The following is a 26,762-nucleotide window of genomic DNA, read 5'->3' as shown; positions in this document are numbered from 1 at the left end:
GCGAGGAGAAACAAAAATGAAGCAAGTACAAGACGCCTATATCGTTGCTGCCACGCGCACACCCATCGGTCGCTCGCACAAGGGTTTTTTTCGCAACTACCGTCCCGACGATCTGCTGGCCACCACGCTCAAGGCGGCGCTGGCCCAGGTGCCTGGCCTGGACCCCAAGGCGATCGAGGACATCGTCTGCGGCTGCGCGATTCCCGAAGCCCAGCAGGGCCTGAACGTGGCGCGTATCGGTGCCGTGCTGGCGGGACTGCCCACCAGCATCGGCGGCATCACCGTCAACCGTTTCTGCGCCTCCGGCCTGTCGGCCGTGGCCATGGCGGCGGACCGTATCCGCGTCGGTGAAGCCGATGTGATGGTTGCTGCCGGCGTGGAGAGCATGAGCATGGTGCCCATGATGGGCAATGCGCCCAGCCTCTCGCCCAGCATCTTCGAGCGCGATGGCGATGTGGGCATTGCCTACGGCATGGGCCTGACGGCGGAGAAGGTGGCCCAGCAGTGGAAGGTCTCGCGCGAGGCGCAGGATGCGTTTGCACTCGAATCGCACCGCCGCGCGATTGCCGCGCAGCAGGCCGGCGATTTCGCTGCCGAGATCACGCCGATCGAAGTCACCGACCGCACGCTGAACATCGCCACCGGCGAGACCGTGGCCAGCACGCGCACCGTGAGTCTGGATGAAGGCCCGCGCCCCGATACCAGCCTCGAAGGTCTGGCCAAGCTGCGCACCGTGTTTGCGGCGCGCGGCACGGTCACGGCGGGAAATAGCTCGCAAACCAGCGACGGTGCGGGCGCGCTGATCCTTGCCAGCGGCGATGCCGTCAAGCGCTTTGGCCTGACGCCGCTGGCGCGCTTCGTCAGCTATGCCAGCAAGGGGGTGCCGCCCGCCATCATGGGCATTGGCCCCATCGAGGCCATTCCCGCCGCGCTGCGCTATGCGGGTCTCAAGCAGGACGATATCGACTGGTACGAGCTCAACGAGGCCTTTGCAGCCCAGTCCCTGGCTGTCATCAACACCCTGGGGCTGGACCAGAGCAAGGTCAACCCCATGGGCGGTGCGATTGCGCTGGGCCATCCCCTGGGTGCGACCGGTGCCATCCGTGCCGCCACCGTGGTCCATGCGCTGCAACGCAAGCAGCTCAAGTACGGCATGGTGACCATGTGCGTGGGCATGGGTCAGGGCGCGGCTGGCATCTTCGAGCGCGTCTGAGCGCCGCAGCCGCCATGCAGACCGCCCAGTCGCAAGCCTCCGTGCAAGTTCCGGTGCAAGCTGCCGTGCAATGGACGGAGATGGCCTTGCCCATCTCCGTGGGTTCGGCCCATCTGGTGCTGCGCCAGTGTCAGCCCAGGGTGGCAGCGCCGCTGGCGCAGGTGGTGGTGGCTGGCGCCATGGGCGTGCAGCAAAGCTATTACCAGGCCTTTGCCCGCTGGCTGGCGGAGCAGGGCTATGGCGTCACCACCTTCGACTATCGTGGCCATGGCCTGTCGCTGCAAGTGCCGCTGCGTGACGCCAGGGCCGACCTACTGGACTGGGCCAAGGACTGCGAGCTGGTGGCAGCGCAGCTCAAGCAGCAGTTTCCGCAGCAGCCGCTGATCTGGATCGGTCATAGCGTGGGCTCGCAATTGCCGGGCCTGGCCTCCATTCCCCTGCCCATCAACGGCTTGCTGTCTGTGGGCAGCGGCAGCGGTTACTGGCGCGATAACGCTGCGCCAACCAGGCGCATGGTCAGGCTGTTCTGGTGGGGCGTCGCTCCGCTGGTCACTGCGTTGTACGGCGCGTTTCCGGGGCGCAAGCTGGGCATTGTGGGCGATCTGCCGGCAGGCGTGATCTGGCAATGGCGTCGCTGGTGCCTGAATCCTCTGTACGCCATGGGCGCGGAAGGCCGCTGGGCGGCCGAGGCTTATGCGGCAGCCCACTATCCCTTGCATGCGCTGTATTTCGAGGACGACGAAATGTTGTCGCTGGCCAGCGTGCAATCTTTGCTGGACTGGTACAAAAGTGCGCCCAGCACGCTGGAGCGTGTCGATCCGGGCCTGGCTCCGTCCGGACGCATAGGCCATCTGGGGTATTTCAAGGAAGAGATGCGTGAGCTACTGTGGCAGCCCCTGTTGCCCTTGCTGCAGAGCTGGCGCGACGGTGACCGTGGCCCAGGCAAACCCTTGTTCGGGCCGCTTGAGTCACCTGTTTGACGGCTTTCATTCCCGCCCTTGGGCAACACTGCCAATCATGAGCACAGACCTCCACCCCTTTGATCGTGCCGTGGCGCTGAGCGCTACGGGCGTGCCCAATCAGTACCAGGGAACGGCTTCGCCCGATTACTGGAATATGGTCGGCCCTTATGGCGGCATCACGGCGGCCAGCCTGGTGCAGGCCATCCAGCAACACCCTCAGTGCCTGGGCGATCCGCTGTCCATCACCGTCAACTATGCGGCAGCCGTGGGGCCGGGCGCTTTCGAGATCGAGGCCAGGCCGGTGCGTACCAACCGCTCCACCCAGCACTGGCTGCTGACCATCACCCAGCCCGATGCCGAAGGCCAGCCGCAGATCGTGACCACGGCCACGGCCGTGACGGCGGTGCGTCGCCAGACCTGGAGCGTCAGCGATATGCCCATGCCCGAGGTCCGGGCTGCTGCGGAGGTGGAGCGCGTGCCGCCGCTGTTCAAGGCCTCCGAGTGGCTGACCCGCTATGAGATGCGATTTGTGGACGGCATCCTGCCGCGTGAGGAGGACGGTGCCGAGCGCGACAGTCTGACGCGGCTCTGGGTGAGAGACAATCCGCCGCGTCCGCTGGATTTCGCGTCGCTGGCTGCGGTCTCCGATGTGTTCTTTCCGCGGGCGTGGCTGCGCCGCGCCAAGCGCGTGCCGGCGGGTACGGTGTCCATCACTGTCTACTTCCATGCCGGACGCGAGGAGCTGGCTGAAGCAGGTGACGGATTGCTGCTGGCGCAGGCGCGAGGGCAGGAGTTCCGCAACGGCTTTTTTGACCAGACGGCTCAGTTGTGGAGCCAGTCCGGTCAGATGCTGGCGACCAGCCACCAGATTGTTTACTACAAGGAATAGCGCGCCGAAACCAGCGAGCTGTTCACATCATTCACAAGGCAAGACCATGAGCAATACCCAGGATAGCCAGGACATCCTGGTGCACACCGAAGAGGGCGTGTGCACCATCACCTTCAACCGTGCGGCGAAGAAGAACTCCTTCACCGAGGCCATGTACACCCAGATGGCGGATGCACTGGCGGCCGCCAAGGTCGACGCAGGCGTGCGCGTGGTGGTGTTTCAGGGCGACATCGCCATCTTCAGCGCGGGCAACGATATTGCGGACTTCCTGAAGCAGGCCTCAACTCCCGGTGCAATGGGGGCCGATGCGCCCGTGTGGCGTTTTCTGCAGGAAGTCTCGGCCTTCCCCAAGCCTCTGATTGCTGCCGTCTGTGGTCCGGCAGTGGGTATTGGCACCACGCTGCTGCTGCACTGCGATCTGGTCTATGCCGGCGATAACGCCGCATTCTCGCTGCCCTTCATCAACTTGGGCGTATGCCCCGAAGCGGCATCCAGCCTGCTTTTGCCCCAGATGCTGGGTTATCACCGCGCCGCCGAAGCCCTGCTGCTGGGCGAGCCATTCATGGCAGAAGCCGCGCTGGAGGTGGGCCTGATCAACCGCGTGGTGCCGCCCAGTGAATGCAATGCCGTGGCACAGGCCCAGGCCAGGAAGCTGGCGCGCAAGCCCCTGTCCTCGCTGATCGAGACCAAGCGCCTGATGAAGGGCGGCCAGGCCAAGGCAGTGGGCGAGCGTATCGTGGAAGAAGGCGCGGTCTTCGCCCGCATGCTGCGCGAGCCCGCGGCCAAGGAGGCACTGACGGCCTTCATGGAAAAACGCCACCCTGACTTCAGCCAGTGCTGAAGTCAGACATTGCAGCAGCAAGATGAGCGAAGCGATGGGTGGCGATTTCGCCAAAAACGCCACCCTGACTTCAGCCAGTGCTGAAGTCAGACATTGCGGCAGCAAGATGAGCGCAGCGATGGGTGGCGATTTCGCCAAAAACGCCACCCTGACTTCAGCCAGTGCTGAAGTCAGACATTGCGGCAGCAAGACGAGCGCAGCGATGGGGGGGCGGTGTTACCCAAAGCGCCATCCGGATTTCGGCATGTGTCGAATCCGGACCAGCTTCGCCAGCTTGTACCAGTGCCGATCTGAGAATCGCCCCTCGTCGGGGCGATTTTTCTTTGACCTCTTTTCAGGGTTGCCTATGACATCCAGGTCCGTACCGTCCCGTAATTCAGCACAGGAAATTGCCGAGTCCGTGCAGTTCGAGCCTGAGTTCATCTCCGGCTTGCGAGAGATCTTTGAAACGCGCGTGGCCTTCAACCAGACTATCGGTCTGAAGATCTGCGAGATCACGCCCACGCTGGTGCAGGGGCATATCGCCATGCGACCTGATCTGATCGGGCATTCGGCCTACCAGCGCATTCATGGCGGCGTGATCAGCGCCGGCCTGGACTCCATGGGCGGGCTGGCTGTGATGGCGGCCATTGCGGCCAAGCATATGGACGATACGCCCGCACAAAGACTGCATCGTTTTTCCCGGCTGGGCACAATCGATCTGCGTGTGGACTACATGCGCCCCGGCATCGGCAAGGAATTTCTGCTCACTGCCAGAGTGCTGCGCCTGGGCTCGCGGGTGGCGAATACCCAGATGGAGTTTCTGTCGGTGGATGGCGAGTTGCTCTCTACCGGCACAGCGGCCTATATCGTCTCTTGACGATCTCTGAAACGAGAGCATAAAGCGCCAGCGAAATATGGACGGGCAGCAAAACGTGCTCAAAGACGGGCAAGTGAACGCTTGCCCGGATGCTGCCAAATCTTTCATTGTGTGAGATCAGGCAATGCATGCAAGTAACTGAAACTTATGAAAGCTTTGCTTACCGTTATTGCGAGATGACGGTAAATGTTGCTACTTATGCTGCATAGGATGGCACTTTCTGACTAGGAGATTCCTGCCATGGCTGTGCAAAACCCGTTCTTCGGCAAACGCGATAACGATAACTTTCCTTCACGCAGTTCCGTCACCGGGCTTTCGACAGCGAATACTGCTGCGACATCTGGCGCCAGCTCTCTGAGCAACGCGGGTCTTGGCGCGGCACCATCCAGCACCATGCGTACGGCGTCGACTGCCGCTCCCACCGCGCCTGTTGTGGAGGAAAACGGCGGCAGCAAGCTGACCGTCGGCCCGAACATCAAGCTCAAGGGCGTGGAAATCACAGACTGCGACACCTTGGTAGTGGAAGGAACGGTTGAAGCGACCATGAACTCCCGTGTCATCAAGATTGCCGAACAGGGGGCGTTTCATGGCACGGCCGAGATCGATATTGCAGAAATCCACGGCAAGTTCGACGGCACTCTCACGGTGCGCGAAAAGCTGGTGATCTATGGCTCCGGCAAGGTCAGCGGCACGATCCGCTATGGCAAGGTGGTGATCGAAGAGGGCGGCGAGCTGACGGGACAGATCGAAGCGGGAACCAGCTCCCGCAACAGCAGTGCTGGCAGCACCTCCGCTTCGGCCTGGAGCAAGAGCAGTGCCGGCAGCAGCACGGCGACGGCTGCAGCCAGCAGCACTGAAACGACGGGTAGCGCTGCAGTCGCCTGAATCTCTGCGCACAGCCCATGAAAAAAGCGACCTCTAGAGGTCGCTTTTTTCATGCTCGACGTGTGGATCAGCTCTTGGCGGCCGCCTGAGCCTGGATTTTTTCGCGCCAGGCGCGTGTCTGCTCGGTATCAGGCAGAGACTGGGGCTTGCCGGTGGCATCAATGGCCACATAGGTCAGGCGGGCCTCGGTCACCTTCACATATTTGCCCTGGTCGGAAAAGCGCTCGGCAAAGACTTCCACATCCACGGCGACCGAGGTGCGACCCACATGCTGCACGCCGGCATAAAAGGACAGAATGTCGCCCACGCGCACAGGCTGCTTGAAGATGAATTCGTTGACGGCCACGGTCACCATGCGGGTGTGGCTGATGCGCTGCGGCAGCACCGAGCCGGCCAGGTCCACCTGCGCCATGACCCAGCCACCGAAGATGTCGCCATTGGCATTGACATCGGCAGGCATGGGCACGACTTTGAGAACCAGTTCCTTGTCGGCGGGCAGGGCAACACTGGGAAGGTCGGGCGAACGGGGGGGCATGGAAATCTGTGACACGAATGGAAAGATTGAATTGTCCCTCAACATCGGGTTTCTACCATGTTGACGAGAAAAAGCCACTAACGACGGTTCGGGCAAGTAAGTAGGGGGTAACTATGGGACGGTGTTTGTGGTGGATCTGTGGATGCCTGAGTGTCGTGCTTGCGGCCTGCAGCAGCCATTCGGTAAAAGCCCCAATATTGGGCAGAGATGATGTGACATCTGCAACGCCGCTCAAGCCTTCCAAGCCGCTTGTACAGGCCGTGCAGCCCTCTTGTCATCCGGAACCCTTGACCGGCGCGGCTGCGCTGGCCGGACCTTTCACCGCGATGACGCCCGGTCAGGCCTTGCAGGCCGGTGCGTTGAATGCACGTGTCTGCTGGGCTGGCGGACTGCGCAGCATAGAGGCGGTCGGCGAGCAGCGCGATTGCATGGTCCTGCTGTATGCCGAGTTCAGTGAACAGGGTTTTCTGTCCTGGCCGCACGAGCCAAGCTTCTTCAAGGCCTGCGGTGCAGGCCCGTATGACAGACAGTTGCTGCAGCCCTTCACCCTGGTCTGGGTGAGCGCAAAAGTGACGGGACAGGCAGAATTCGTGGGTACCCAGATTCCCGTCATAGAAATAGACGCCCTCTACCGCGGCTCCGACTGCCTGCAGGGCGACACAGCCCCACAATGCGTTCACAGTTACCTGCAACCCCAGAAGAAGCCGCAATAGCGGCAAACCAGTCAGACGGCGCCACGCTGCGTCGCCTCTTTCCCTATATCTGGCGCTACAAATGGCATGCGCTGGCGGCGCTGGCGTTCATGATCTGCGCCAAGCTGGCCAATGTGGGCGTGCCCATCTTGCTCAAGCATCTGGTCGATGCGCTGGATATCAAGCCCGGCCAGGCCCAGGCCGTGCTGGTGGTCCCCGTGGGTCTGCTGGCGGCTTACGGACTGCTGCGCTTTTCCTCCACCATGTTCACCGAGCTGCGCGATCTGGTCTTTTCCAAGGCCACGCAAGGGGCATCGCGCTCGATTGCGCTGTCGACCTTCGAGCATCTGCATGCACTGAGCCTGCGTTTTCATCTGGAGCGCCAGACCGGAGGCATGACGCGGGACATCGAGCGCGGCGTACGCAGCACCGAGTCGCTGATCTCGTATTCGCTCTACTCCATCCTGCCCACGCTGATTGAAATGGCGCTGGTGCTGGGCATTCTGGCCGTGCGTTTCGACATCTGGTTTGCCGTCATCACGCTGGCAGCGCTGGTGTTCTATATCGGCTTCACGGTCACCGTGACAGAGTGGCGCACCCGTTTCAGAAAAGAGGCCAATGCGCAGGAGTCGGCGGCCCATACCAAGGCCATCGATTCCCTGCTCAATTACGAGACCGTCAAGTACTTCAACAATGAGCAGTTCGAGTCCGCGCGCTATGACGAGAACCTCGAAAACCTGCGCCGCGTGCGGCTCAAGAGCCAGACCACGCTGTCCATGCTCAACTGTGGCCAGCAGCTCATCATCGGTGCCGCACTGGTGGCCATTCTCTGGCGGGCCACGCAGGGAGTGGTCGACGGCAGGCTGACGCTGGGCGATCTGGTCATGATCAATGCCTTCATGATTCAGCTCTACATTCCGCTGAATTTCCTGGGCGTCATCTACCGCGAGATCAAGCAGAGCCTGACCGACCTGAACCGCATGTTCACGCTCATGGACAAGGAGCGCGAAGTGTCCGATGCGCCTGGCGCCCAGCCCTTGCATATCGACAATCCCCCGCCCGAAGTGCGATTTGAGAACGTGCAGTTTGCCTACGATAGCGCGCGACCCATCCTGCACGATGTGAGCTTCATCATTCCTGCAGGCAAGACCGTGGCCGTGGTCGGTCCCTCGGGTTCGGGCAAGAGCACGCTGGCGCGCCTGCTGTTTCGCTTCTATGACGTGCAGGACGGTCATGTGCGCATTGCCGGACAGGACATCCGCACGGTGACCCAGAGCAGCGTGCGGCACTGCGTGGGCATCGTTCCGCAGGACACGGTGCTGTTCAACGACACGGTGGCCTACAACATTGCCTATGGGCAACCGGGCGCCACGCAAGAGCAGGTGGTTGCAGCGGCCAAGGCTGCACGCATCCATGACTTCATCGAGCGCACGCCCCAGGGCTATGCCACGCGTGTGGGCGAGCGCGGCCTCAAGCTCTCTGGCGGTGAAAAGCAGCGCGTGGCCATCGCGCGCACCCTGCTCAAGAACCCGCCGATCCTGATCTTCGACGAAGCGACTTCGGCACTGGACAGCGCCAACGAGCGCGCCATCCAGAACGAGCTGCGCAGCGCGGCGCAAGGCAAGACATCACTGGTCATTGCCCACCGCCTGTCCACCGTGGTCGAAGCGCATGAAATCCTGGTCATGGACAGCGGCCGCATCATCGAGCGCGGCACGCACGAAGAGCTGCTGGCCGCCGGCGGGCGCTACTCCAGCATGTGGAATATGCAGCTCAATCAGCAGGAGTCAGTGGAGATTCCCGCCTGAGTGCGGCCATCTTCTCGCCGGACTTTTCACAGGCCACCTTCGGGTGGCTTTTTTCTCGCCTGCATTGCTTGTATGTATACATATTGATAGGTGTTTACCCTTTAATTGGCGATTAAATCGCTGTCATTTGATTTTTATGTATACATTTCATCCATCTATCAAGAACTAAAAACCCGCGAGACATGTCACCCTCCATTGCCCCCGCTGCTGCAGCGGAAGAAAACCATTCCCAGGTCGTGAAGGCGCAGCTGCAGCTGCGCGAAATGATTCTTGCCGGCGAGATGGCGGCCGGAGAGCGCATCTCCGAGCTGGTGCTGGCCGAGCGTCTGGGCATCTCCCGCACTCCCATACGCGCAGCGCTGATGCGGCTTGAGCAGGAGGGCATGCTGGAGGCCACGTCCGGCGGGCGCGGCTACAAGGTGCGCGTGCTGTCCGAAGCCGATGTCTCGGACGCCATCGAGCTGCGCGGCACGCTGGAAGGCCTGGCGGCGCGCATGGCGGCCGAGCGCGGGGTGGATGAAGCCCTGCTGGCGAGGGCCACGCGCTGTCTCGATGCCATCGACCGTGTGCTGGATGCCCAGAACTGGGGCGACGAAGCGTTTTCCGCCTATGTGGCCCTGAACTCCGAATTTCACGACATCCTGCTGGAGATGTCGGGCAGCAGTTTCATGCAGCGCGAGCTGGAGCGGGTCAAGCGCCTGCCGTTTGCCTCCCCCTCGGGCTTTGTGGTGGCCGACTCCGAGTCTCCGCGCGCGCTTCGCAGCCTGATCCTCGCGCAGGAGCAGCACCGCGAAGTGATAGACGCGATCGAGCACCGCGAAGGCGCGCGTGCCGAGGCGCTGATGAAAGAGCACTCGCGCATTGCGCGGCGCAACCTGCGCGAAGCCATGCGCTCGCCCGAGACCACGCGCGTTCCCGGTGCGCAACTGATTCGCGCCAGCCGCTAATGGCCGGCCCGTAGCGCAGCAGGCGGTGCCCGACCCTGACCCCGACCCCGACCGATAAAGACAAGGAGACACCCACGATGAGCAAGCAAGCACAGCCCACCTATCCTCGCAACACCTGGTATGTTGCTGCCACGGCGGCCGAAGTCACGGACAAGCCGCTGGGGCGCCAGATCTGTGGTGAGCGCATGGTTTTCTACCGCGCCCTGGAAGGCAAGATGGCCGCCGTCGAGGACTTCTGCCCGCATCGCGGCGCACCGCTGTCGCTGGGCCGCGTCTGCGAAGGCAAGCTGGTCTGCGGCTATCACGGGCTGGAGATGGGCTGCGACGGCAAGACGGTTGCCATGCCCGGTCAGCGTGTGCGCGGCTTTCCTGCCATCAAGAGCTATCCGGTGGAAGAGCGCTACGGCTTTGTCTGGGTCTGGCCGGGTGACAAGGATGCAGCCGATGCAGCGCTGATCCCGGATCTGCAATGGCATGACAACCCCGAGTGGGCTTATGACGGCGGGCTGTTCCACATCAAGGCCGACTATCGACTGATGATCGACAACCTCATGGACCTGACCCATGAGACCTATGTGCATGCCAGCAGCATCGGTCAGGCCGAGATCGACGAGACGCCCTGCAAGACCGAGGTCATGGGCGACAGCGAGGTGGTCACCAGCCGCTTCATGGAGAACATCGAGGCACCTCCGTTCTGGAAGATGGCATTGCGCAGCAATGGTCTGGCCGATGACGTGCCTGTGGACCGCTGGCAGGTCTGCCGCTTCACTCCTCCCAGCCATGTGCTGATCGAGGTCGGTGTGGCGCATGCCGGCAAGGGCGGCTATGACGCTGCGGACGAGCACAAGGTCTACAGCATGGTGGTGGACTTCATCACGCCCGAGACCGATGGCAGCATGTGGTACTTCTGGGGCATGGCGCGCAAGTTCAACCCCGGCGATGCATCGGTGACGGCAGCCATCAAGCAGGGCCAGCACAAGATCTTCAGCGAAGACCTGGAGATGCTGGAGCTGCAGCAGCGCAACCTCGAGGACTATCCGCAGCGTCAGCTGCTCAAGCTCAATATCGATGCCGGCGGCGTGCAGTCGCGCAAGATCATCGAGCGCCTGATCGACGAGGAGAAAAACGAGTCGGGTGTTGCGGCGCTGGCTTGAGCGGCAGCAGGCAGGGGCAGATCATGTCTGTAGATGGAGTAATCTTGCAGCTCCCCGAATCGGAGTCAGCGCTGTCCATAGGCAGCGCTGCCCTTGCTACGCTGCTGCATGGAATCGCCCACCACACCCAACCCGCTTTCCCTGGATCTCTACGACCAGCCAGGTCACCTGATTCGACGAGCACAGCAGATTGCTGCGCTGCTGTTTCGAGAAGTGCTGGGCCCCGATGTGACGCCGGTTCAGTACGCCATCCTGCGCATGCTGCAAGAGTCTCCCGGCATCGACCAGGTGACGCTGGCGCGTCTTGTCGCGCTGGACAACTCGACTACGGCCGATATCGCTGCGCGCCTGGAAAGCAAGGGCTGGATTCATCGCGAGCTGCTGCCAAGGCGTCAACGCCGCTTGAGTCTGACCACGGAAGGCGAAGCCATGCTGGCCGCCTTTGTGCCCAATGTCTACGAGCTGCAGCAGCGCATGCTTTCCGCGCTGGAGCCCGAGGAGCAGGCGGAGTTCAAGCGTCTGCTGCGCAAGTTCGTGCAGTTGCACGACAGCACTGAAGCCGGCGAGCAAGCGGTGATCAACGGCTAACAGCCCGTTCTGGCTCGGCGGCTTCACCAGAATCACGCCGGCCAGCGCCGGCGATGAACCGGCACGACTAGGGAATCCACTTGTGCTGGATCAAGAGTTCATTCAGTAAACTGAATGTGATTCAGTATGCTGAATGAATGATAAAAAACAAGGAGACAACGATGGAACAGGATTTGCGCGCGCATCTGGACCAGCGGCCCATGACGACCTTCCAATGGTCGGTCATCGCGGTATGCATGGCCCTGAACATGATCGATGGTTTTGACGTGCTGGTGATGGCCTTCACGGCTTCGGCGGTGTCCGGGCACTGGAAGCTCAGCGGCTCGGAGCTGGGCTTTTTGCTCAGTGCCGGCCTCTTCGGCATGGCCGCAGGTTCGCTGCTGCTGGCGCCCATGGCCGACAAGCTGGGGCGCCGCCCCCTGATCCTGCTGTGCCTTGCCGTGTCCGGTCTGGGCATGCTGGCTTCGGCCTGGAGCCAGACGCCGACGCAGCTTGCGGTGCTGCGGGTGATCACGGGCCTGGGCGTGGGCGGCATTCTGGCGTGCAGCAATGTGATTGCCAGCGAATATGCCTCGCTGCGCTGGCGCAGTCTGGCGGTCACGCTGCAATCGACCGGCTATGCGCTGGGCGCGACCATTGGAGGCAGTATCGCGGTCTGGCTGCTCGCGCACCATGGCTGGCGTTCCGTCTTCCTGTTCGGCGGTTGCTCCACGCTGGCGGTGCTGGTTCTGGCCTGGTTTGCCTTGCCCGAGTCCCTGGACTTTCTGCTGGTCAAGCGACCGGCCAATGCGCTGCAGCGTCTCAATGGACTGATCCGCAAGATGGGTCTGCCCGCACTGCGCTCCCTGCCTCAGGCCGTGGCGGCAGGCAGCGGTGAAGGCAAGCGCATGGGCCCTTTGCAGCTGCTGTCTCCCAAGCTGCTGCGCCCCACCTTGCTGGTCTGGCTGTCCTTCTTCTCGGTGATGTTCGGTTTCTATTTCGTGATGAGCTGGACTCCCAAGCTGCTGGCGGCCTCGGGGCTGACGCCCGAGCAGGGCGTGACCACGGGCGTGCTGCTGAGCCTGGGCGGCATTCTGGGCGCGACCTTGCTGGGCCTGCTGGCGGCGCGTTTCGCGATTCACCGTGCGCTGGCGGTCTTCATGCTGGTGACGGCAGTGCTGCTGTGCTTTCTGGTGGGTAGCTCCGGTGCGCTGTGGATGTCATACACGCTGGCCTTTTTGATCGGCGTGTTTGTGAATGCCTGCGTGGCTGGCCTCTATGCGATTGCGCCGGTGGTCTACGGCAGCGATGTGCGCGCCACCGGTGTGGGCTGGGGCATAGGCATCGGTCGCATTGGGGCGATTGTGTCGCCGCTGGTGGCCGGTGGCCTGCTGGATGCGGCCTGGTCGCCCGATCAGCTGTACCTGGGTTATGGCATGGCGTTTGTCCTGGCTGCTGTCATCGTGTCCATGCATCGCATTGCAGGCCCGCAGGCTGCGGACAGGCGCGCTGCATCCGAGACAGTGGCTGCCGCTCATTGACCAGGGAGACTTCGATGAACCAGATTTCTCAACCCATGAGCGCGGCCCTGCCGGTCTTTCCGCTGGATCAATGGTATGTAGCGGGCTTTGCCTGGGAGCTGAAGGACCAGCCGGTGGCGCGTACCTTGCTGGGCCAGCCGGTGGTCCTGTTCCGCACGGAAGATGGCCGGGCCGCGGCGCTGGAGGATCGCTGCTGCCACCGCGAGCTGCCGCTGTCCTGCGGCACGGTGGAAGCTGCGGGTCTGCGCTGCGGCTACCATGGCCTGCTCTTCAGCCATGAGGGGCAGTGCCTCGAAATACCGGGCCAGGAACGGATTCCGGCCAAGGCCTGCGTGAAGTCCTTCGATCTGCGCGAGCGCGACCAGATTCTCTGGATCTGGATGGGAGCGACGCCGGATTCCGTGCCGGGCACGGAGCCGCCGGCCTATGCCGTGCACAGCGACCCGCAATATCGTTTTGGCGGCGGCGTCTACCACTACGACGCACCGTATCAGCTGATTCACGACAACCTGTTGGACCTGAGCCATCTGGGCTATGTGCATCTCAAGACCATCGGCGGCAACGCTCGCGTGCATATGAACGCGGATCTCAAGGTCAGCCAGGACGGGGACAGCGTGAAGGTCGTGCGCTGGATGCCGGACTCCGATCCTCCGCCCACCTATGCGCAGGCCTGGCCTTTTCAGGGCCGCATCGACCGCTGGCAGGAAGTGGAATTCCACCCCTCGCATGTGCGTATCTGGACCGGTGCCATGGATGCCGGCCAGGACAGACTGGACAACCCGGCGCGCGAAGGATTCCATATGCGCGGCTTTCACGGCGTGACGCCGGAGACGGAGACCAGCGCGCATTACTTCTGGACGATTGCGACCAATCCGCATCCACAGATGCAGGACACGACACAGCTGGTGATCGATCAGACGGCGGCCACTTTCGAAGAAGACAAGGTGGTCATCGAAGCCCAGTTCCGTAACCAGCAACGCTTTGGTTCACGCGCCGTGGTGGATATCCATGTGGATGTGGGTCCCAATCGTGCGCGGCGCGTGATCGAGAGGCTGCGCCAGGCCGGTGCGCAAGCAGCGCAGGCGGTGGCCTAGCGACGCAGAAGGAAAAGAGAAGTACCCGAGATGAAGAGTGAAACCACGTTCGAGGTGCGCATTGCGCACAAGCAGGAGCAGGCAGCCGGTATCTGCAGCCTGGAGTTGCGGGCTCTGGAAGGCAGCAGCCTGGCGCCGTTCAGTGCGGGTGCGCACATCGATGTGCACCTGCCCGGAGGGCTGGTGCGCCAGTACTCGCTGAGCAACGATCCCGCAGAGCCGGACCGCTATGTGATTGCCGTGCTGCGCGAGCCCGCTTCGCGCGGTGGCTCGGCGGCCGTGCACGAACAGCTGCAGGCCGGCCAGCAGATCACCATCAGCCTGCCGCGCAACCATTTCGAGCTGCATGCGCCGGCCCGCAAGCATTTGCTGCTGGCAGGCGGCATAGGCATCACGCCGATTCTGTCAATGGCGCGCAAGCTGGCGCGTGACGGCGCGGACTTTGCCTTGCACTACTGCGGCCGCTCGCGCGAGCGCATGGCGTTTGCCCAGACCATCGAGACTGCGCAATGGGCTGACAAGGCGCAGATCCATGTGGATGACGTGAATGGAAAGTCGTCGCTGGGTTTGAGCGAATTGCTACAGCAAAGAGAGCAGGGTCAGCATCTGTATGTGTGCGGACCCAAGGGCTTCATGGACGCCGTGCTCGATGCGGCGCGAGAGGCGGGCTGGCCTGCCGAGCAGCTGCACTACGAGTTCTTTGCCGCCGAAGTGGAACACCGCGTCGACGACGAGAGCTTCGAGGTGGAAGTCGCCAGCAGCGGGCAGGTAGTGCGCGTCACGCCGGCGCAGACCGTGGTGCAGGCGCTGGAGTCCATTGGCGTCTGCGTCCAGACCTCGTGCGAGCAGGGCGTCTGCGGTACTTGCCTGACACGCGTCATCTCGGGTCAGCCCGATCACCGCGATATGTATCTGACCGAAGACGAGCAGGCGGCCAACGACCAGTTCCTGCCTTGCTGCTCGCGTGCCAGGTCTGGCCGTCTGGTGCTGGATCTGTGAGAAGCGGATCGGGCAGGCTTTGACCATGCGCGGGCATGGCTGGCGCAGCCTGCTCAAAATAGGCGTTTTCCATGAAAGCGCCGCGTTCCCGCCATGAAGCCTGCCCTGCTAGTTCTGAATCTCCAGGTCCCCGCCCATCTGCAGCAGATGGAGCAGACCTTTGCCGACTTTGATGTGATCTATGCACCCGAGGCCGATCGGGCCGAGGTCGCAATCGCCGCCCACGGTGCTCGCGTGCAATGCGTGTGCACGATTGGCGCGACGGGCCTGTCGGCCGCGCAGATGCAGCGCATGCCCGGGCTTTCTCTGGTCTGCGCCATGGGCGCGGGTTACGAGAACATCGACGTGGCCCATGCCAAGGCGCACGGGATTGCCGTCGGCAACGGCGTGGGGACCAACGATGACTGCGTGGCCGACCACGCCATGGGTCTGCTGATCGCCGCGGTGCGCGGCATCGTCAAGCTGGACAAGGCCACGCGTGCCGGCATCTGGCGCTCGGCCCTGCCGCTGCCGGCCAATGTCTCGGGCAAGCGCCTGGGCATCGTGGGGCTGGGCCAGATCGGCGCCAAGATCGCCAGGCGCGCGGCCGCGTTCGATATGTCCGTTGGCTATCACAACCGCAAGCCCCGCGAGGGAGTCGAGCACCAGTACTTCGACGATCTGCTGGCGCTGGCTGCCTGGGCCGATGTGCTGCTGGTGGCCACGCCAGGTGGCGCGGGCACGCGCCATCTGATCAATGCCGAGGTGCTCGAGGCACTGGGCGAGAAAGGCGTGCTGGTGAATATCGCACGCGGCTCGGTGGTCGATACCCGAGCGCTGGCAGACGCCGTGCGTGAAGGTCGTCTGGCCGGTGCCGGGCTGGATGTCTACGAAAGCGAGCCGCTGCCGCCGCAGGAACTCATCGATCTGGACGCCGTGGTGCTGACGCCCCATGTGGGCGGCTGGTCGCCCGAGGCGGTGCAGAACTCGGTGGACCGCTTCATCGCCAATATGCGCTGCCATCTGGATGGCAAGCCCTTGGTCTCGCCAGTCTGATTTGCTATTGAATTGAAAGCTTCTTGCGCTTTCTGGATATCAATATCGAGCTTATTTAATGCTGAAATCTATCTGCAGATTGCGTGGGTTGCTAGTGATTTTGAGTAGATGAGGTCTTGCTGCTTGCCGTGCTTGTCTACCTTCTGGTACAAGCGCGGGCAAGAAGCAACGAGAGGGCATTCATGGATTTGAGCGCATTGCAGCAGCAACTGAAGGAGTTTGCCAGCGAGCGTCACTGGCAGGAGTTTCATACCCCGAAGAACCTGGCAATGGCGTTGATGGTCGAAAGCGCCGAATTGCTGGAGATCTTTCAGTGGATGACGCCGCAGCAGTCCCAAGGTGTCAAGGTCGATCCTGTGCAAAAAGCCAAGGCGGCCGATGAGATTGCAGATGTGTTGCTTTATTTGTTGCAGCTTGCGGATCAGCTTGGTATCGATATTCCTCAGGCCGTGGGTCAGAAGCTCCTCAAGAATGCGCAAAAGCATCCGGCGGCCTTATCGGTTCAGAATGCTGTGACACCTGTCCAAGAGGAGGCAATTGAGTTGCACGGCATGTCGGATGCCTGCGTTCATGCGAGTGAGGCGAACGCCGCAGCGACAAAAGCGGAAAGTGCCGATAGCGTGCACGTTTTGATCGATTGGGAAAACGTCCAGCCAGCCTGGAGTGAAGTGCAAGCCATGGTGCCCGACTGTACGCATGTCTGGCTTTTGCATGGCCCTCATCAAAAACAAATGGATGCAGGCTATCAAGCGCTGGGAGAGCGCTTTACCTCGGTGCCATCAGTACAGGCAGGTAAAAATTCACTGGACTTTCAGCTCTCGTTCTATTGTGGCTACTTGGCTTCCAAGAGGGGAAAGCGTCTGGTCGTTGTAGCCAACGATCTAGGCTATGAGCCAATGATTAAGCATGCCAAGCTACTGGGGTTTGATGCAATACGGCTTGGTGTGTCTATGGCTAAGGTTGCAGAGCCTGTTTCTGCGGCAAAAGCGTCTGGTGCGAGTGCGGGTGCAGTGCTAAAAACGGCAGAGGCCTCTCCTAGTTCCGAGCCCTTGCCGAAGAGGAGCACAGTCGCAGCAGTGTCTACAGCAGAGGCGGGCGTTGTGAGCAAGCCCATGGCCTCAACGGCACCCGTAAAAGCGACGGCAGTCAAACCCGCATCAGCCAAGGTCAAGTCTCAGAGCGCTGCCGTTCCTGCAGGATTGCTGAACCCATCGGCGGCACAGTATGCATCTCGGTTGCTCACCACTTGGCGTGAAAATCAAAATCGTCCAGCAAAGCCTGCGGCTCTACTCAACGCCATCAAGGCGATGACCCGTAGCGAAAATCTTGAGGCACCGATGGTGCAGAAGGTGTATACGCTGCTTCAGACTCGAGGTGATATCCGCTTGGATGAGTCTGGATCAAAGCTGTCCTACCGGCAGTAAGGCAGCATGTGCTGGCTTCTTGAATGATTAAGAGATGAAAAATCCCCGCACAGATCGCTCTGGCGGGGATTTTCATGAAGTGTGCAGATTATTTCTGGCTGGCTGCAATGGCCTTTTCGGCCTTGTCGACCAGCGGTGCGCCGATCTGGCTCTTCCACTTGTCGAACACGGGGCGGGTGGCCTTCACAAAGGCTTCGCGCTCGGCAGCGTTAGGCGTGGTCACGGTCACGCCCAGGCCGGCCAGGTCCTTGAGCAGGGGCTTGTCGGCTTCGACCAGGCCCTTGCGCGCGATGGCGATTTCTTCCTTGGCGGCATCCAGCGCGGCTTGCTTGACGATGGCCTGGTCAGCCGGTGTCCAGCTGTTCCAGATGTCCTTGTTCACCACAAAGATCAGCGGATCGTTCATGTAGCCCCACATGGTCAGATGCTTCTGGCCCACGGACTGCAGCTTGGCTGCCATGTACACGCCGATGGGGTTCTCCTGGCCGTCCACGGCGCCGCTGGCCATGGCGGGCTGGGCATCGGCCCAGCTCATCTGCGTGGGGTTGGCGCCCAGGGCCGTGAAGGTGTCCAGGAACAGGGGCGAGCCCACGACGCGGATCTTCATGCCCTTGAGGTCGGCAGGCGTCTTGATGGCGTGCTTGGAGTTGGAGATTTCGCGGTAGCCGTTCTCACCCCAGGCCAGAGGCACCACACCGCCTTTTTCCAGGGTCTTGAAGATTTCCTGGCCCACTTCGCCCTGGGTCACGGCATCCACGGCCTTGAAGTTGGGGAAGAGAAAGGGCATGGAGAACAGGTTCAGCGACTTGACCTGGGGCGACCAGTTGATGGTCGAGCCCACGGCCATGTCGATCACGCCCTGGCGCAGTGCGGAGAACTCGCGCGTCTGGTCGCCCTGCACCAGCGAGGTGCCGGGGTAGAGCTTGATGTTGATGCGGCCCTGGGTGCGTTCGCGCACCTTGTCGGCCCACAGCTCGCCACCCTTGCCCCAGGGGAAGGCCGTGCCCAGCACCAGAGACATGCGGTATTCGCTCTTGTACTTGGCCTGGGCCATGGCCATGGGCGATGCAAAAGCCAGTGCGGCGGCTGTCGCCACGGCGGATGCGAGGAAGGTACGAAGTTTCATTTGGTTTGTCTCCCTTTTAGAAACGAAAAAATGCTTTGCTTGTTAGATGCATTGCACATTGAATAAGCACGGCCCATCTCAGTAGACACCGCGCAAGGGCCGCCCCGCCGCGCTGGTGTCGTCCCCTCCCGAAGAGAGAGGGGATGCGGCAAAGCCGCTCAGGGGAGGCTAGTACCCCATCTTTGCGGGCAGCCACAGAGCGAGCTGCGGGAAGGCAATGACCAGAATCATCACGACGAACATGGACAGCAGCATCCAGCCTACCCAGCGCACGGTGGACTCCATGCGCACGCCCGCGATGCGGCAGCTGACCATCAGGTTCACGGCCAGTGGCGGCGTGAACTGGCCCAGTGCCACCTTGAGCGTGAGGATCACACCAAACCAGACGGGGTCCCACTGGTAGTGATTCATGATGGGCAGCAGCAGCGGCACAAAGATCAGGAAGATCGAGATGCCGTCCAGGAACATGCCTACGGTGATCAGCAGCAGGATCAGCAGACCCAGCACGCCGTATTCGCCGAGACCGGAGTTCACGATGGCATTGGCCACGGGATCGATCACGCCCAGGGTGGACAGCGAGAAGGCAAAAATGCCGGCCAGCGACACCACCAGCAGGATCACGGCCGACAGCTCGCCCGCTTCGCGCAGAATCGGGAACAGGTCGCGCACGCCGATGGTGCGGTGAATCACCATGCCCACGAACAGTCCGTAGAAGACGGCGACCACGGCGGCTTCGGTGGGGGTGAACCAGCCCATGCGCATGCCGCCCAGGATCAGCACCGGAGCGGCCAGACCCCAGGAGGCCTCGCGCAGGCTCTTCCAGAACGGCGGGCGGGGCATGGAGGCTTCGAGTGCACCCATCTTGTGCTTGCGCGACATCCACACGGCGGGAATGATGAGCGCGATCCCCGCCAGCACGCCGGGAATCATGCCGGCCGCGAACAGGGCCGGCACCGAAGCGCCTGGCACCAGCACCGAGTAGATGATGAAGGCCACCGAAGGCGGAATCAGGATGTCCGTCGCTGCGGCCGCTCCGACCACGCTGGCCGAGAAGCTCTTGGGATAGCCCGCGCGGCTCATGGCGGCAATCATCACGCCGCCCACGGCCGCCGCATTGGCCGGCCCGGAGCCGGAGATGCCGCCCAGGAACATGGCCACGGCAATCGCCACCAGCGGCAGCATGCCGGGGCCGCGGCCCACGATGGCCACGGCAAAGTTCACCAGCCGCAGGGCAACGCCCGAGCGATCGAAAATGGAGCCCACCAGCACGAACATGGGAATGGCCAGCAGCGGATATTTGCCCAGCCCGGCATAGAAATTCTGCGGCACGGCCAGCAGGCCGAACCACTGCGTATCGGCATTGGCCAGGGCAATTGCCGCCGCCCCGGCCAGACCGAGGGCGGCGCCTATGGGCACGCCGATGAACATCAGGCCCAGAAAGGCCACAAACAGCAAGGTAGCGATCATGCGATCTCCTTGCTGTGGTCTTTTTCCACGGGCTCGTCAGGGAAGGCGCCGGGCTTGCCCTGGCGAATGAAAAGACCGATGGCGCGCACGGTGATCAGTGCCGAGACCACGGGCAGCCAGATCGAATACCACCATTGGGGCAGGCCGATGCCGGGTGAGGTCTCCTCGAAACGGAAGTCGTCCCAGACCACGCGCACGCTGAGCACGGCAATGATGGCAAACAGCAATGCCACCATCAGAGAGCCGAACCGGGCCAGAGCCTTGCGGCGCTGGACGGAGCCGCTGTCCGAGAAAAACTCGATGCGGATATGCTGGTTGCGCGCCACGGCGGCAGAGCCTGCGACCAGGGCCAGCAAGATCATCAGAAAGACCGATATTTCCTCGGTCCAGGCGAAGGAGGAGTTGGTGAAGTAGCGCACCAGCACATTGGCAAACGTGATCAGGGCCAGAGCGGCCATGATGATCACGGTCAGCCAGTCTTCAATGCGCAGGGAACGAGGCTCGTCCGGGCGCGCGCCGGTATCGGCTGCGCCATCGGTCTCGGGAGGAGTGGAGGACATGAACGCGGAAAGTCAGAAAAACACACAGGAGTCAGGGCAGCTCGCCTGAATGGCGTGATCCGCGCGCACTCGATGAGAATGCCCTTATGTTCACGACTTACGCAAAACGGGTTCAGGCAAGACGATTGCCTCAGGAGGCAGGCCGTTGTTGCATTCTTGTTTGCGTAAGTCCTTATGTTGTTCCTTGACCTTCACGGCGTTGTGCGCCGGGATGGCTTGGAGCGAGTAGACACACCGGATAGATGTGAACAAATATTATCAAGGTATCTATGTCGCAGGGCTTACGTCCGGCGGCAGGCATTACCCTAGGGTCTGGCGACCAAGGCATGGCTCATCGTCGAGTCTGTGTTTTGTCCCGTTTACTAGCCAACAAGGATTACCTCCGTTGCACAGCTTTGGTGCAGGGCAGCGGATAATGAGAGTCTATGGAAACCAAATGGCTTGAAGATTTTGTCAGCCTTGCTGAAACCCGCAGTTTCAGCCGCTCGGCCCAGCTGCGCCACGTTACGCAGCCTGCGTTCTCGCGCCGCATCCAGGCGCTGGAGGCCTGGGCGGGCACGGATCTGGTCGACAGAAGCTCGTATCCGACGCGACTGACGCCAGCAGGCAAGACCATGTACGAGCAGGCGCTGGAGATACTGCAGTCCTTGCAGAGCACCCGAACCATGTTGCGTGCCCACGTCAGTGCGGGCAAGGGCATGGTGGGCTTTGCCGTGCCGCATACGCTGGCGTTCACGTTCTTCCCGAACTGGGTGTCGGCCGTGCATGAGAAGTTCGGCCCTTTCCGCAGCCGTCTGTTCGCCCTCAATGTGCACGATGCGGTGATGCGTCTCGTGGAAGGCGGCTGCGATCTGCTGATTGCCTACTACCACTCTTCCCAGCCTTTCCAGCTGGACCCATCGCGCTATGAAATGGTGAGCCTGGGGCATGAGGTGCTGGCTCCCTACTCCAAGCCCGACGAGAACGGCAACCCCATCTTTGCGCTGCCCGGCCGCCAGGGCCAGCCGCTGCCATACCTGGGCTATGCCGCCGGCGCCTACCTGGGCCGCGTGACGGAGCTGATCCTCAAGGAAGCGTCCGAGGCCGTGCACCTCGAGCGCGTCTATGAAACCGATATGGCCGAAGGCCTCAAGGCCATGGCACTGGAAGGTCATGGCGTGGCCTTTCTACCCTACAGCGCGGTACGCGGCGATCTGGAGTCCGGTCGACTGGTGCGTGCAGTGCCCGAAGGTGTGACCGGTTTTCAGATGGACATGGAAGTGCGGGCCTATCGGGAAAAACCCACGGGCGATGCCCCTCAGGGAGGAGCTGCCGCGCTCTGGAACTTCCTCAAGGAGCAGGGCGAGATTGCGGGTGGCGAGGTCAAGGCTGTGTAACCTGATCGAGTGTTGCTTTTCTTCCAAAAGGGCCAGTTGGCCCTTTTTTTGCTTGTGTGACCAGCTTGCCGTGATTTTAGGTGTTTTACTGGTGAAAACCCTAATGTTATGCATCGGGTTAATACTGAATATGCAAGTTGCGCATAAGGATTTTTGCCATCGGCATTGGCTTGTGAAATCACGAAAGCATTAGAGTTCGCAGCTTGCACAAAAAGAGGTGCTGCTTTGCAACACAAGATTGAGGCGGTAAGTAGGTGGTTGCCTTCCTGAATCACCTACGGGAAAAGTCTTAGAAATGATTGCATTTCAGCCATCTTCATGACTGCACAATGTGTGCAGTACATTTGTTAACGCAACCTGTCCACCCTCACAAAGGGCGATGCGTTAAGGAGTGGCAAGCGTTTTTGGTCCTTACCAATAGGAGATCCGTATGAAGAAGCATTTGTTGGCCATCGCCGTAACCGCACTGGCAACTGGCACCGTGTTTGCCCAGGCCAATGACACCTTGGCCAAGATCAAGTCCACCGGCAGCGTCACTCTGGGCGTGCGTGAATCGTCCGGCCTGGGCTATACGCTGGGCAATGGCAAATATGTAGGCTTCCATACCGAAATGGGTGAGCGCATTCTCAAGGACATCCAGAAGCAACTGGGCCTGACAGCGCTGGAAGTGAAGTACCAGCCCGTGACCTCGCAAAACCGTATTCCTCTGGTGCAGAACGGCACCGTGGACATCGAGTGCGGCTCCACCACCAACAACACGGCTCGTCAGAAGGATGCAGCCTTTGCCTTCACCACCTATGTGGAAGAAGTGCGCATTGCCACCCGTGCCAACTCCGGCATCACCGGCATCAAGGACCTGAACGGCAAGACCATCGTGACCACGACGGGTACGACTTCCGTGCAGACCCTGCGCAAGAACAAGCGCGCCGACGGCCTGACCTTCAAGGAAGTCATGGGCAAGGACCACGCCGACAGCTTCCTGATGCTGGAAACCGGCCGCGCCGATGCCTTCATCATGGACGGCTCCATCCTGGCTGCCAATATCTCCAAGTCCAAGGCTCCCAACGATTACAAGATCGTGGGTGAAGTGCTGTCGGTGGAACCCATCGCCTGCATGATGCGCAAGGACGATCCCGCCTTCAAGAAGGCTGTGGACGAATCCATCGTGCGTCAGATCAAGGATGGTTCTCTGACCAAGCTGTACGACAAGTGGTTCCTGCAGCCCATTCCTCCCAACAACGTGAAGGTGGGTCTGCCACTGTCGGCAGCGACCAAGGATGCGTGGGCTCACCCCAACGACAAGCCCATGGAAGCTTACGAAGTCAAGTAATCCCGCCTATAGGTGTACCGCCCCTTCTGCCAAGCGGTTAGAAGGGGCTTTTTTGTTGCGAGGGCCGGTGTGAGCGTTTGCCCTCATAAACCAAGAATGAAAGAGGTGCTCGTATGAGTTGGGATTGGCAGGTGTTCTGTCAGGACACCATTACCCAAGAGGTCGGGCAGAGTTGTTTTGGCAAGAACGGTGACATCACCTATCTGGATTGGATGATGTCGGCCTGGGGCTGGACCGTGTCGGTGGCATTGCTGTCGCTGGTCATCGCTCTGGTGCTGGGCGCAGTCATCGGTACCTTGCGTACCTTGCCCGATCGTCCGTGGATAGTGCGCCTGGGCAATGCCTGGGTGGAGCTGTTCCGCAATATTCCCTTGCTGGTCCAGGTGTTCATCTGGTACCACGTGGTTCCGGCTATCTTCCCCGCAATGAAGTCCCTGCCGGGCTTTGTGCTGGTGGTGTTTGCGATCGGTTTCTTCACCTCTGCCCGTATTGCCGAGCAGGTGCGCTCCGGTATTCAGGCTTTGCCGCGGGGCCAGCGCTACGCCGGCATGGCAGTAGGTTTCACAACCTTCCAGACCTACCGCTATGTGCTGCTGCCGATGGCGTTTCGCATCATCATTCCGCCGCTGACCAGCGAGGCCATGAACGTGTTCAAGAACTCGTCCGTGGCGTTTGCCGTGTCCGTGGCCGAGCTGACCATGTTCGCCATGCAGGCCCAGGAAGAGACGGCTCGTGGCGTCGAAATTTATATGGCTGTGACAGGTCTGTATGTGATTTCTGCCTTCATCATCAACCGCATCATGGCCTTCATCGAGAAGCGTTCTCGCGTGCCCGGTCTGATTGCAGCCAGCGGTGGAGGCCACTGATATGAATCTCAACCTCGACTGGTCGTTTTTCTCGTGGGACCTGTTCAGCAACTTTGTGCTGAAGGGGCTGTATTTCAGCGTGTCCTTGACCGTGATCGCCACGCTGGGCGGCATCTTCTTCGGCACCTTGCTGGCGCTGATGCGCCTGTCGGGCAAGAAGTGGCTGGACCTGCCTGCCACCATCTATGTCAACGGCATGCGCTCCATCCCGCTGGTGATGGTGATCCTGTGGTTCTTCCTGCTGATGCCCATGCTGATCGGCAAGCCCATCGGCGCGGAGACTTCGGCCATCATCACCTTTGTGGCATTCGAAGCAGCATATTTCTCTGAAATCATGCGCGCCGGCATCCAGTCCATTCCACGTGGACAGGTGTTTGCCGGTCAGGCGCTGGGCATGACCTATGGTCAGAACATGCGTCTGGTGGTGCTGCCTCAGGCCTTCCGCAACATGCTGCCCGTGCTGCTGACCCAGACCATCATCCTGTTTCAGGATACCTCGCTGGTCTATGCGATCGGTGCCTACGACATGCTCAAGGGCTTCGAAATCGCCGGCAAGAACTTCGGCCGACCCATCGAATCCTATCTGGCGGCTGCCGTGACCTATTTTGTGATCTGCTTTGCACTGTCTTGGTTCGTCAAGCGTCTGCACAAGAAGATCGCCATTATTCGATGAAACACCCCCTGAGTCGCTTCGCGCCCTCCCCCTCAAGGGGGACGACGGCCTCGGCTGCGGGACGGCCCTTGCTGGCTGTCCCAGGCCTGACCGAGCCCGCTGCAGGCGCTGCGATGGATCACTGACAAAAGTCGGAGTGAAAAATGATTGAACTCAAGAACGTTTCCAAGTGGTACGGCAGCTTTCAGGTGCTGTCCGATTGCTCCACCAATATCAACAAGGGCGAGGTGGTGGTGGTGTGCGGCCCTTCGGGCTCCGGCAAGTCCACGCTGATCAAGACCATCAATGCGCTGGAGCCTTTCCAGAAGGGCGAGATCTTTGTGGACGGCACGGCAGTGCACGATCCCAAGACCGATCTGCCCAAGCTGCGCAGCCGCGTGGGCATGGTGTTCCAGCACTTTGAGCTGTTCCCCCACCTGTCGGTGACGGAGAACCTGACCATCGCACAGATGAAGGTGCTGGGCCGCAGTGCTGCAGACGCCAAGACCCGTGGCCTCAAGATGCTGGACCGCGTGGGCCTGACCGCTCACAAGGACAAGTTTCCCGGCCAGCTCTCCGGCGGTCAGCAGCAGCGCGTGGCCATTGCGCGCGCTCTGTCGATGGATCCCATCGTCATGCTGTTCGACGAACCCACTTCGGCACTGGACCCCGAAATGGTCGGCGAAGTGCTGGACGTGATGATGGGCCTGGCTCATGAAGGCATGACCATGATGTGCGTGACCCACGAAATGGGATTTGCGCGCAAGGTGGCCAGCCGTGTGATCTTCATGGACGTGGGCGGCAAGATTCTGGAGGACTGCAGCAAGGAAGAGTTCTTCGGCCATCCCGAAAACCGCCAGCCGCGTACCAAGGAATTCCTCAACAAGATCCTGCAGCATTGATACCGCAGGCAAGCCGCAAAAAGGCGCTCGCAGGAGCGCCTTTTTTCATGGCGGCCGGGCCGGACTGCCGGTCAGCATTGCAGCACGCCGCGGGGGGCGCGCATCAGCGTGCTTTGACCAAACAGGCTTTGCACCAGGTCCACCACCAGCTCCGCCGTCTGGTTGCGCAGGTCCAGGGCCGGGTTGAGCTCCACAATGTCCAGCGAGGCAAGACGGCCGGAGTCGGCAATCATTTCCATGCACAGCTGGGCCTCGCGGTAGGTGGGGCCGCCGCGTACCGGTGTGCCGGTGCCGGGAGCAATGTCAGGATCGAGAAAGTCCACGTCAAAGCTCAGATGCAGGTGGATGTCCCTGTCGTTGCGTCCCAGCAGGCTGACCAGGGCGCGGCGCATCACTTCACGCATGCCCAGTTCGTCGATGGCCCGCATGTCGTAGACCTCCAGCCCCAGCTCTCGGATCATGTGCTTTTCGCTCTCGTCCACGCTGCGCAGGCCGATCTGGCAGAACGATGAGGCGGGCAGGGCGGGAGTCGTGCCGGACAGCGAGGCCAGTTCCGTCGGTCCCAGTCCGCAGAGGCTTGAAACCGGCATGCCGTGCAGATTGCCCGTGGGCGAACTTTCGGGGGTGTTGCAATCCGAGTGGGCATCCAGCCAGAGCACGCGCAGCTGCTTGCCCGTGGCGCGGCAATGGCGGGCCACGGCGCTGATGGAGCCTGTGGCCAGCGTATGGTCGCCACCCAGCAGTATGGGCAGCCGGTGTTGCTGCAGCACCTGCAGCACCGCGTCATGGGCGATCCGGTTCCAGCTCAGGCATTCGGCCAGATTGCGCAGACCCTGGGCATCGCGCGCGCCACGCGGGTTGGCGGGGCCGCTCAGATTGCCCAGATCGTTGACCTGCACCCCCAGCCGTTCCAGCGCAGGACCGAGCTGGGCCACACGCAGGGCATCGGGCCCCATGGCCGCGCCAAGGCGCGAGGCACCGATATCGGTGGGCAGACCGATCAGTGTGGACGATGTGTATGCCATGAGCCGCTCCGCT

At 61.5% G+C, this 26,762-nt stretch carries 26 protein-coding genes; 21 read left to right on the top strand and 5 right to left on the bottom strand.

The genetic code is table 11. From position 1 onward, the window contains the following. Positions 1-16: 16 nt before the first annotated feature. From AAIL67_RS10640 to AAIL67_RS10615, 6 genes are all read left to right on the top strand, one after another. On the top strand, positions 17-1,213 hold the full coding sequence (locus tag AAIL67_RS10640; RefSeq protein WP_039050044.1) for an acetyl-CoA C-acyltransferase: 1,197 nt from the start codon (positions 17-19) through the stop codon (positions 1,211-1,213). Positions 1,214-1,227: 14 nt separating this feature from the next. Beyond that, positions 1,228-2,193, top strand: coding sequence for an alpha/beta fold hydrolase (locus AAIL67_RS10635; RefSeq protein ID WP_343483984.1), 966 nt, complete (start codon positions 1,228-1,230; stop codon positions 2,191-2,193). A 37-nt stretch (positions 2,194-2,230) separates the two neighbouring features. Then, complete coding sequence (locus AAIL67_RS10630; RefSeq protein WP_034377165.1) at positions 2,231-3,064, top strand: thioesterase family protein; 834 nt, start codon at positions 2,231-2,233, stop codon at positions 3,062-3,064. Between the two features lie 46 nt (positions 3,065-3,110). Then, the gene (locus AAIL67_RS10625) at positions 3,111-3,905 is read left to right on the top strand and encodes an enoyl-CoA hydratase (RefSeq protein ID WP_003068064.1); all 795 of its coding nucleotides are present in this window, start codon (positions 3,111-3,113) and stop codon (positions 3,903-3,905) included. 346 nt (positions 3,906-4,251) lie between these two features. Further along, complete coding sequence (locus AAIL67_RS10620; protein ID WP_343483982.1) at positions 4,252-4,764, top strand: thioesterase family protein; 513 nt, start codon at positions 4,252-4,254, stop codon at positions 4,762-4,764. Positions 4,765-5,004: 240 nt separating this feature from the next. Then, positions 5,005-5,649, top strand: a complete 645-nt coding sequence (locus tag AAIL67_RS10615; RefSeq protein ID WP_343483981.1) for a polymer-forming cytoskeletal protein — start codon at positions 5,005-5,007, stop codon at positions 5,647-5,649. A gap of 67 nt (positions 5,650-5,716) precedes the next feature. On the opposite strand, the gene AAIL67_RS10610 is transcribed toward AAIL67_RS10615, so the two are convergent. Continuing rightward, positions 5,717-6,184 carry an acyl-CoA thioesterase gene (locus AAIL67_RS10610; RefSeq protein WP_029158370.1) on the bottom strand — a complete coding sequence of 156 codons (468 nt, stop codon included), beginning with the start codon at positions 6,182-6,184 and terminating at the stop codon, positions 5,717-5,719. A gap of 212 nt (positions 6,185-6,396) precedes the next feature. On the opposite strand from AAIL67_RS10610, the gene AAIL67_RS10605 reads away from it, so the two are divergent. From AAIL67_RS10605 to AAIL67_RS10560, 10 genes are all read left to right on the top strand, one after another. Next, positions 6,397-6,897: a hypothetical protein gene (locus AAIL67_RS10605; RefSeq protein ID WP_253232587.1), complete on the top strand. Its 501-nt coding sequence runs from the start codon at positions 6,397-6,399 to the stop codon at positions 6,895-6,897. Beyond that, entirely contained in the window at positions 6,855-8,684 is a 1,830-nt protein-coding gene (locus AAIL67_RS10600; RefSeq protein ID WP_253232586.1) for an ABC transporter ATP-binding protein/permease, read from the top strand. The genes AAIL67_RS10605 and AAIL67_RS10600 overlap by 43 nt, the downstream gene beginning before the upstream one ends. Positions 8,685-8,866: 182 nt before the next feature. Beyond that, entirely contained in the window at positions 8,867-9,631 is a 765-nt protein-coding gene (locus tag AAIL67_RS10595) for a GntR family transcriptional regulator (RefSeq protein ID WP_343483979.1), read from the top strand. A 77-nt stretch (positions 9,632-9,708) separates the two neighbouring features. Next, entirely contained in the window at positions 9,709-10,785 is a 1,077-nt protein-coding gene (locus tag AAIL67_RS10590) for an aromatic ring-hydroxylating dioxygenase subunit alpha (RefSeq protein ID WP_343483978.1), read from the top strand. 108 nt (positions 10,786-10,893) lie between these two features. Beyond that, on the top strand, positions 10,894-11,373 hold the full coding sequence (locus AAIL67_RS10585; RefSeq protein ID WP_003051093.1) for a MarR family transcriptional regulator: 480 nt from the start codon (positions 10,894-10,896) through the stop codon (positions 11,371-11,373). Between the two features lie 161 nt (positions 11,374-11,534). Next, entirely contained in the window at positions 11,535-12,893 is a 1,359-nt protein-coding gene (locus AAIL67_RS10580) for an MFS transporter (protein ID WP_343483977.1), read from the top strand. A 14-nt stretch (positions 12,894-12,907) separates the two neighbouring features. Continuing rightward, positions 12,908-13,987: a Rieske 2Fe-2S domain-containing protein gene (locus AAIL67_RS10575; RefSeq protein WP_343483976.1), complete on the top strand. Its 1,080-nt coding sequence runs from the start codon at positions 12,908-12,910 to the stop codon at positions 13,985-13,987. Positions 13,988-14,017: 30 nt separating this feature from the next. Continuing rightward, positions 14,018-14,986, top strand: a complete 969-nt coding sequence (locus AAIL67_RS10570; protein ID WP_063663822.1) for a PDR/VanB family oxidoreductase — start codon at positions 14,018-14,020, stop codon at positions 14,984-14,986. A 93-nt stretch (positions 14,987-15,079) separates the two neighbouring features. Continuing rightward, the gene (locus AAIL67_RS10565) at positions 15,080-16,021 is read left to right on the top strand and encodes a 2-hydroxyacid dehydrogenase (protein ID WP_343483974.1); all 942 of its coding nucleotides are present in this window, start codon (positions 15,080-15,082) and stop codon (positions 16,019-16,021) included. 182 nt (positions 16,022-16,203) lie between these two features. After that, on the top strand, positions 16,204-17,445 hold the full coding sequence (locus AAIL67_RS10560; RefSeq protein ID WP_082877372.1) for a PIN domain-containing protein: 1,242 nt from the start codon (positions 16,204-16,206) through the stop codon (positions 17,443-17,445). 88 nt (positions 17,446-17,533) lie between these two features. Here the strand turns inward: AAIL67_RS10560 and AAIL67_RS10555 are convergent, their stop codons facing one another. The 3 genes from AAIL67_RS10555 to AAIL67_RS10545 all read right to left on the bottom strand — a co-directional run bounded on the left by AAIL67_RS10555 (position 17,534) and on the right by AAIL67_RS10545 (position 20,598). Next, on the bottom strand, positions 17,534-18,571 hold the full coding sequence (locus tag AAIL67_RS10555) for a DctP family TRAP transporter solute-binding subunit (protein WP_063663828.1): 1,038 nt from the start codon (positions 18,569-18,571) through the stop codon (positions 17,534-17,536). A gap of 168 nt (positions 18,572-18,739) precedes the next feature. Then, complete coding sequence (locus tag AAIL67_RS10550) at positions 18,740-20,038, bottom strand: TRAP transporter large permease (RefSeq protein WP_043008640.1); 1,299 nt, start codon at positions 20,036-20,038, stop codon at positions 18,740-18,742. Continuing rightward, a complete protein-coding gene (locus AAIL67_RS10545) occupies positions 20,035-20,598 on the bottom strand; it encodes a TRAP transporter small permease (protein WP_343483973.1) in 564 nt (187 codons plus the stop codon). The genes AAIL67_RS10550 and AAIL67_RS10545 overlap by 4 nt, the downstream gene beginning before the upstream one ends. A gap of 425 nt (positions 20,599-21,023) precedes the next feature. Between AAIL67_RS10545 and AAIL67_RS10540 the strand changes: the two genes are divergently transcribed. The 5 genes from AAIL67_RS10540 to AAIL67_RS10520 all read left to right on the top strand — a co-directional run bounded on the left by AAIL67_RS10540 (position 21,024) and on the right by AAIL67_RS10520 (position 25,724). Beyond that, a complete protein-coding gene (locus tag AAIL67_RS10540; RefSeq protein WP_063663832.1) occupies positions 21,024-21,974 on the top strand; it encodes a LysR substrate-binding domain-containing protein in 951 nt (316 codons plus the stop codon). 430 nt (positions 21,975-22,404) lie between these two features. After that, positions 22,405-23,304 (top strand): transporter substrate-binding domain-containing protein, encoded by a 900-nt coding sequence (locus AAIL67_RS10535; RefSeq protein ID WP_003051113.1) that lies wholly within the window; start codon positions 22,405-22,407, stop codon positions 23,302-23,304. A 113-nt stretch (positions 23,305-23,417) separates the two neighbouring features. Next, the gene (locus tag AAIL67_RS10530; protein WP_003068095.1) at positions 23,418-24,170 is read left to right on the top strand and encodes an amino acid ABC transporter permease; all 753 of its coding nucleotides are present in this window, start codon (positions 23,418-23,420) and stop codon (positions 24,168-24,170) included. A 1-nt stretch (position 24,171) separates the two neighbouring features. Next, positions 24,172-24,843, top strand: a complete 672-nt coding sequence (locus AAIL67_RS10525) for an amino acid ABC transporter permease (protein ID WP_003068096.1) — start codon at positions 24,172-24,174, stop codon at positions 24,841-24,843. Between the two features lie 143 nt (positions 24,844-24,986). Further along, positions 24,987-25,724: an amino acid ABC transporter ATP-binding protein gene (locus AAIL67_RS10520; protein WP_034354453.1), complete on the top strand. Its 738-nt coding sequence runs from the start codon at positions 24,987-24,989 to the stop codon at positions 25,722-25,724. Positions 25,725-25,795: 71 nt separating this feature from the next. Here the strand turns inward: AAIL67_RS10520 and rocF are convergent, their stop codons facing one another. Then, on the bottom strand, positions 25,796-26,749 hold the full coding sequence (rocF, locus tag AAIL67_RS10515) for an arginase (RefSeq protein ID WP_034354450.1): 954 nt from the start codon (positions 26,747-26,749) through the stop codon (positions 25,796-25,798). Between the last annotated feature and the right edge of the window lie 13 nt (positions 26,750-26,762).

The organism is Comamonas sp. A7-5 (genome assembly GCF_039581385.1).
Classification (GTDB): Bacteria; Pseudomonadota; Gammaproteobacteria; order Burkholderiales; family Burkholderiaceae_C; genus Comamonas; species Comamonas thiooxydans.
This window is presented reverse-complemented; position numbering and strand designations above follow the sequence as displayed.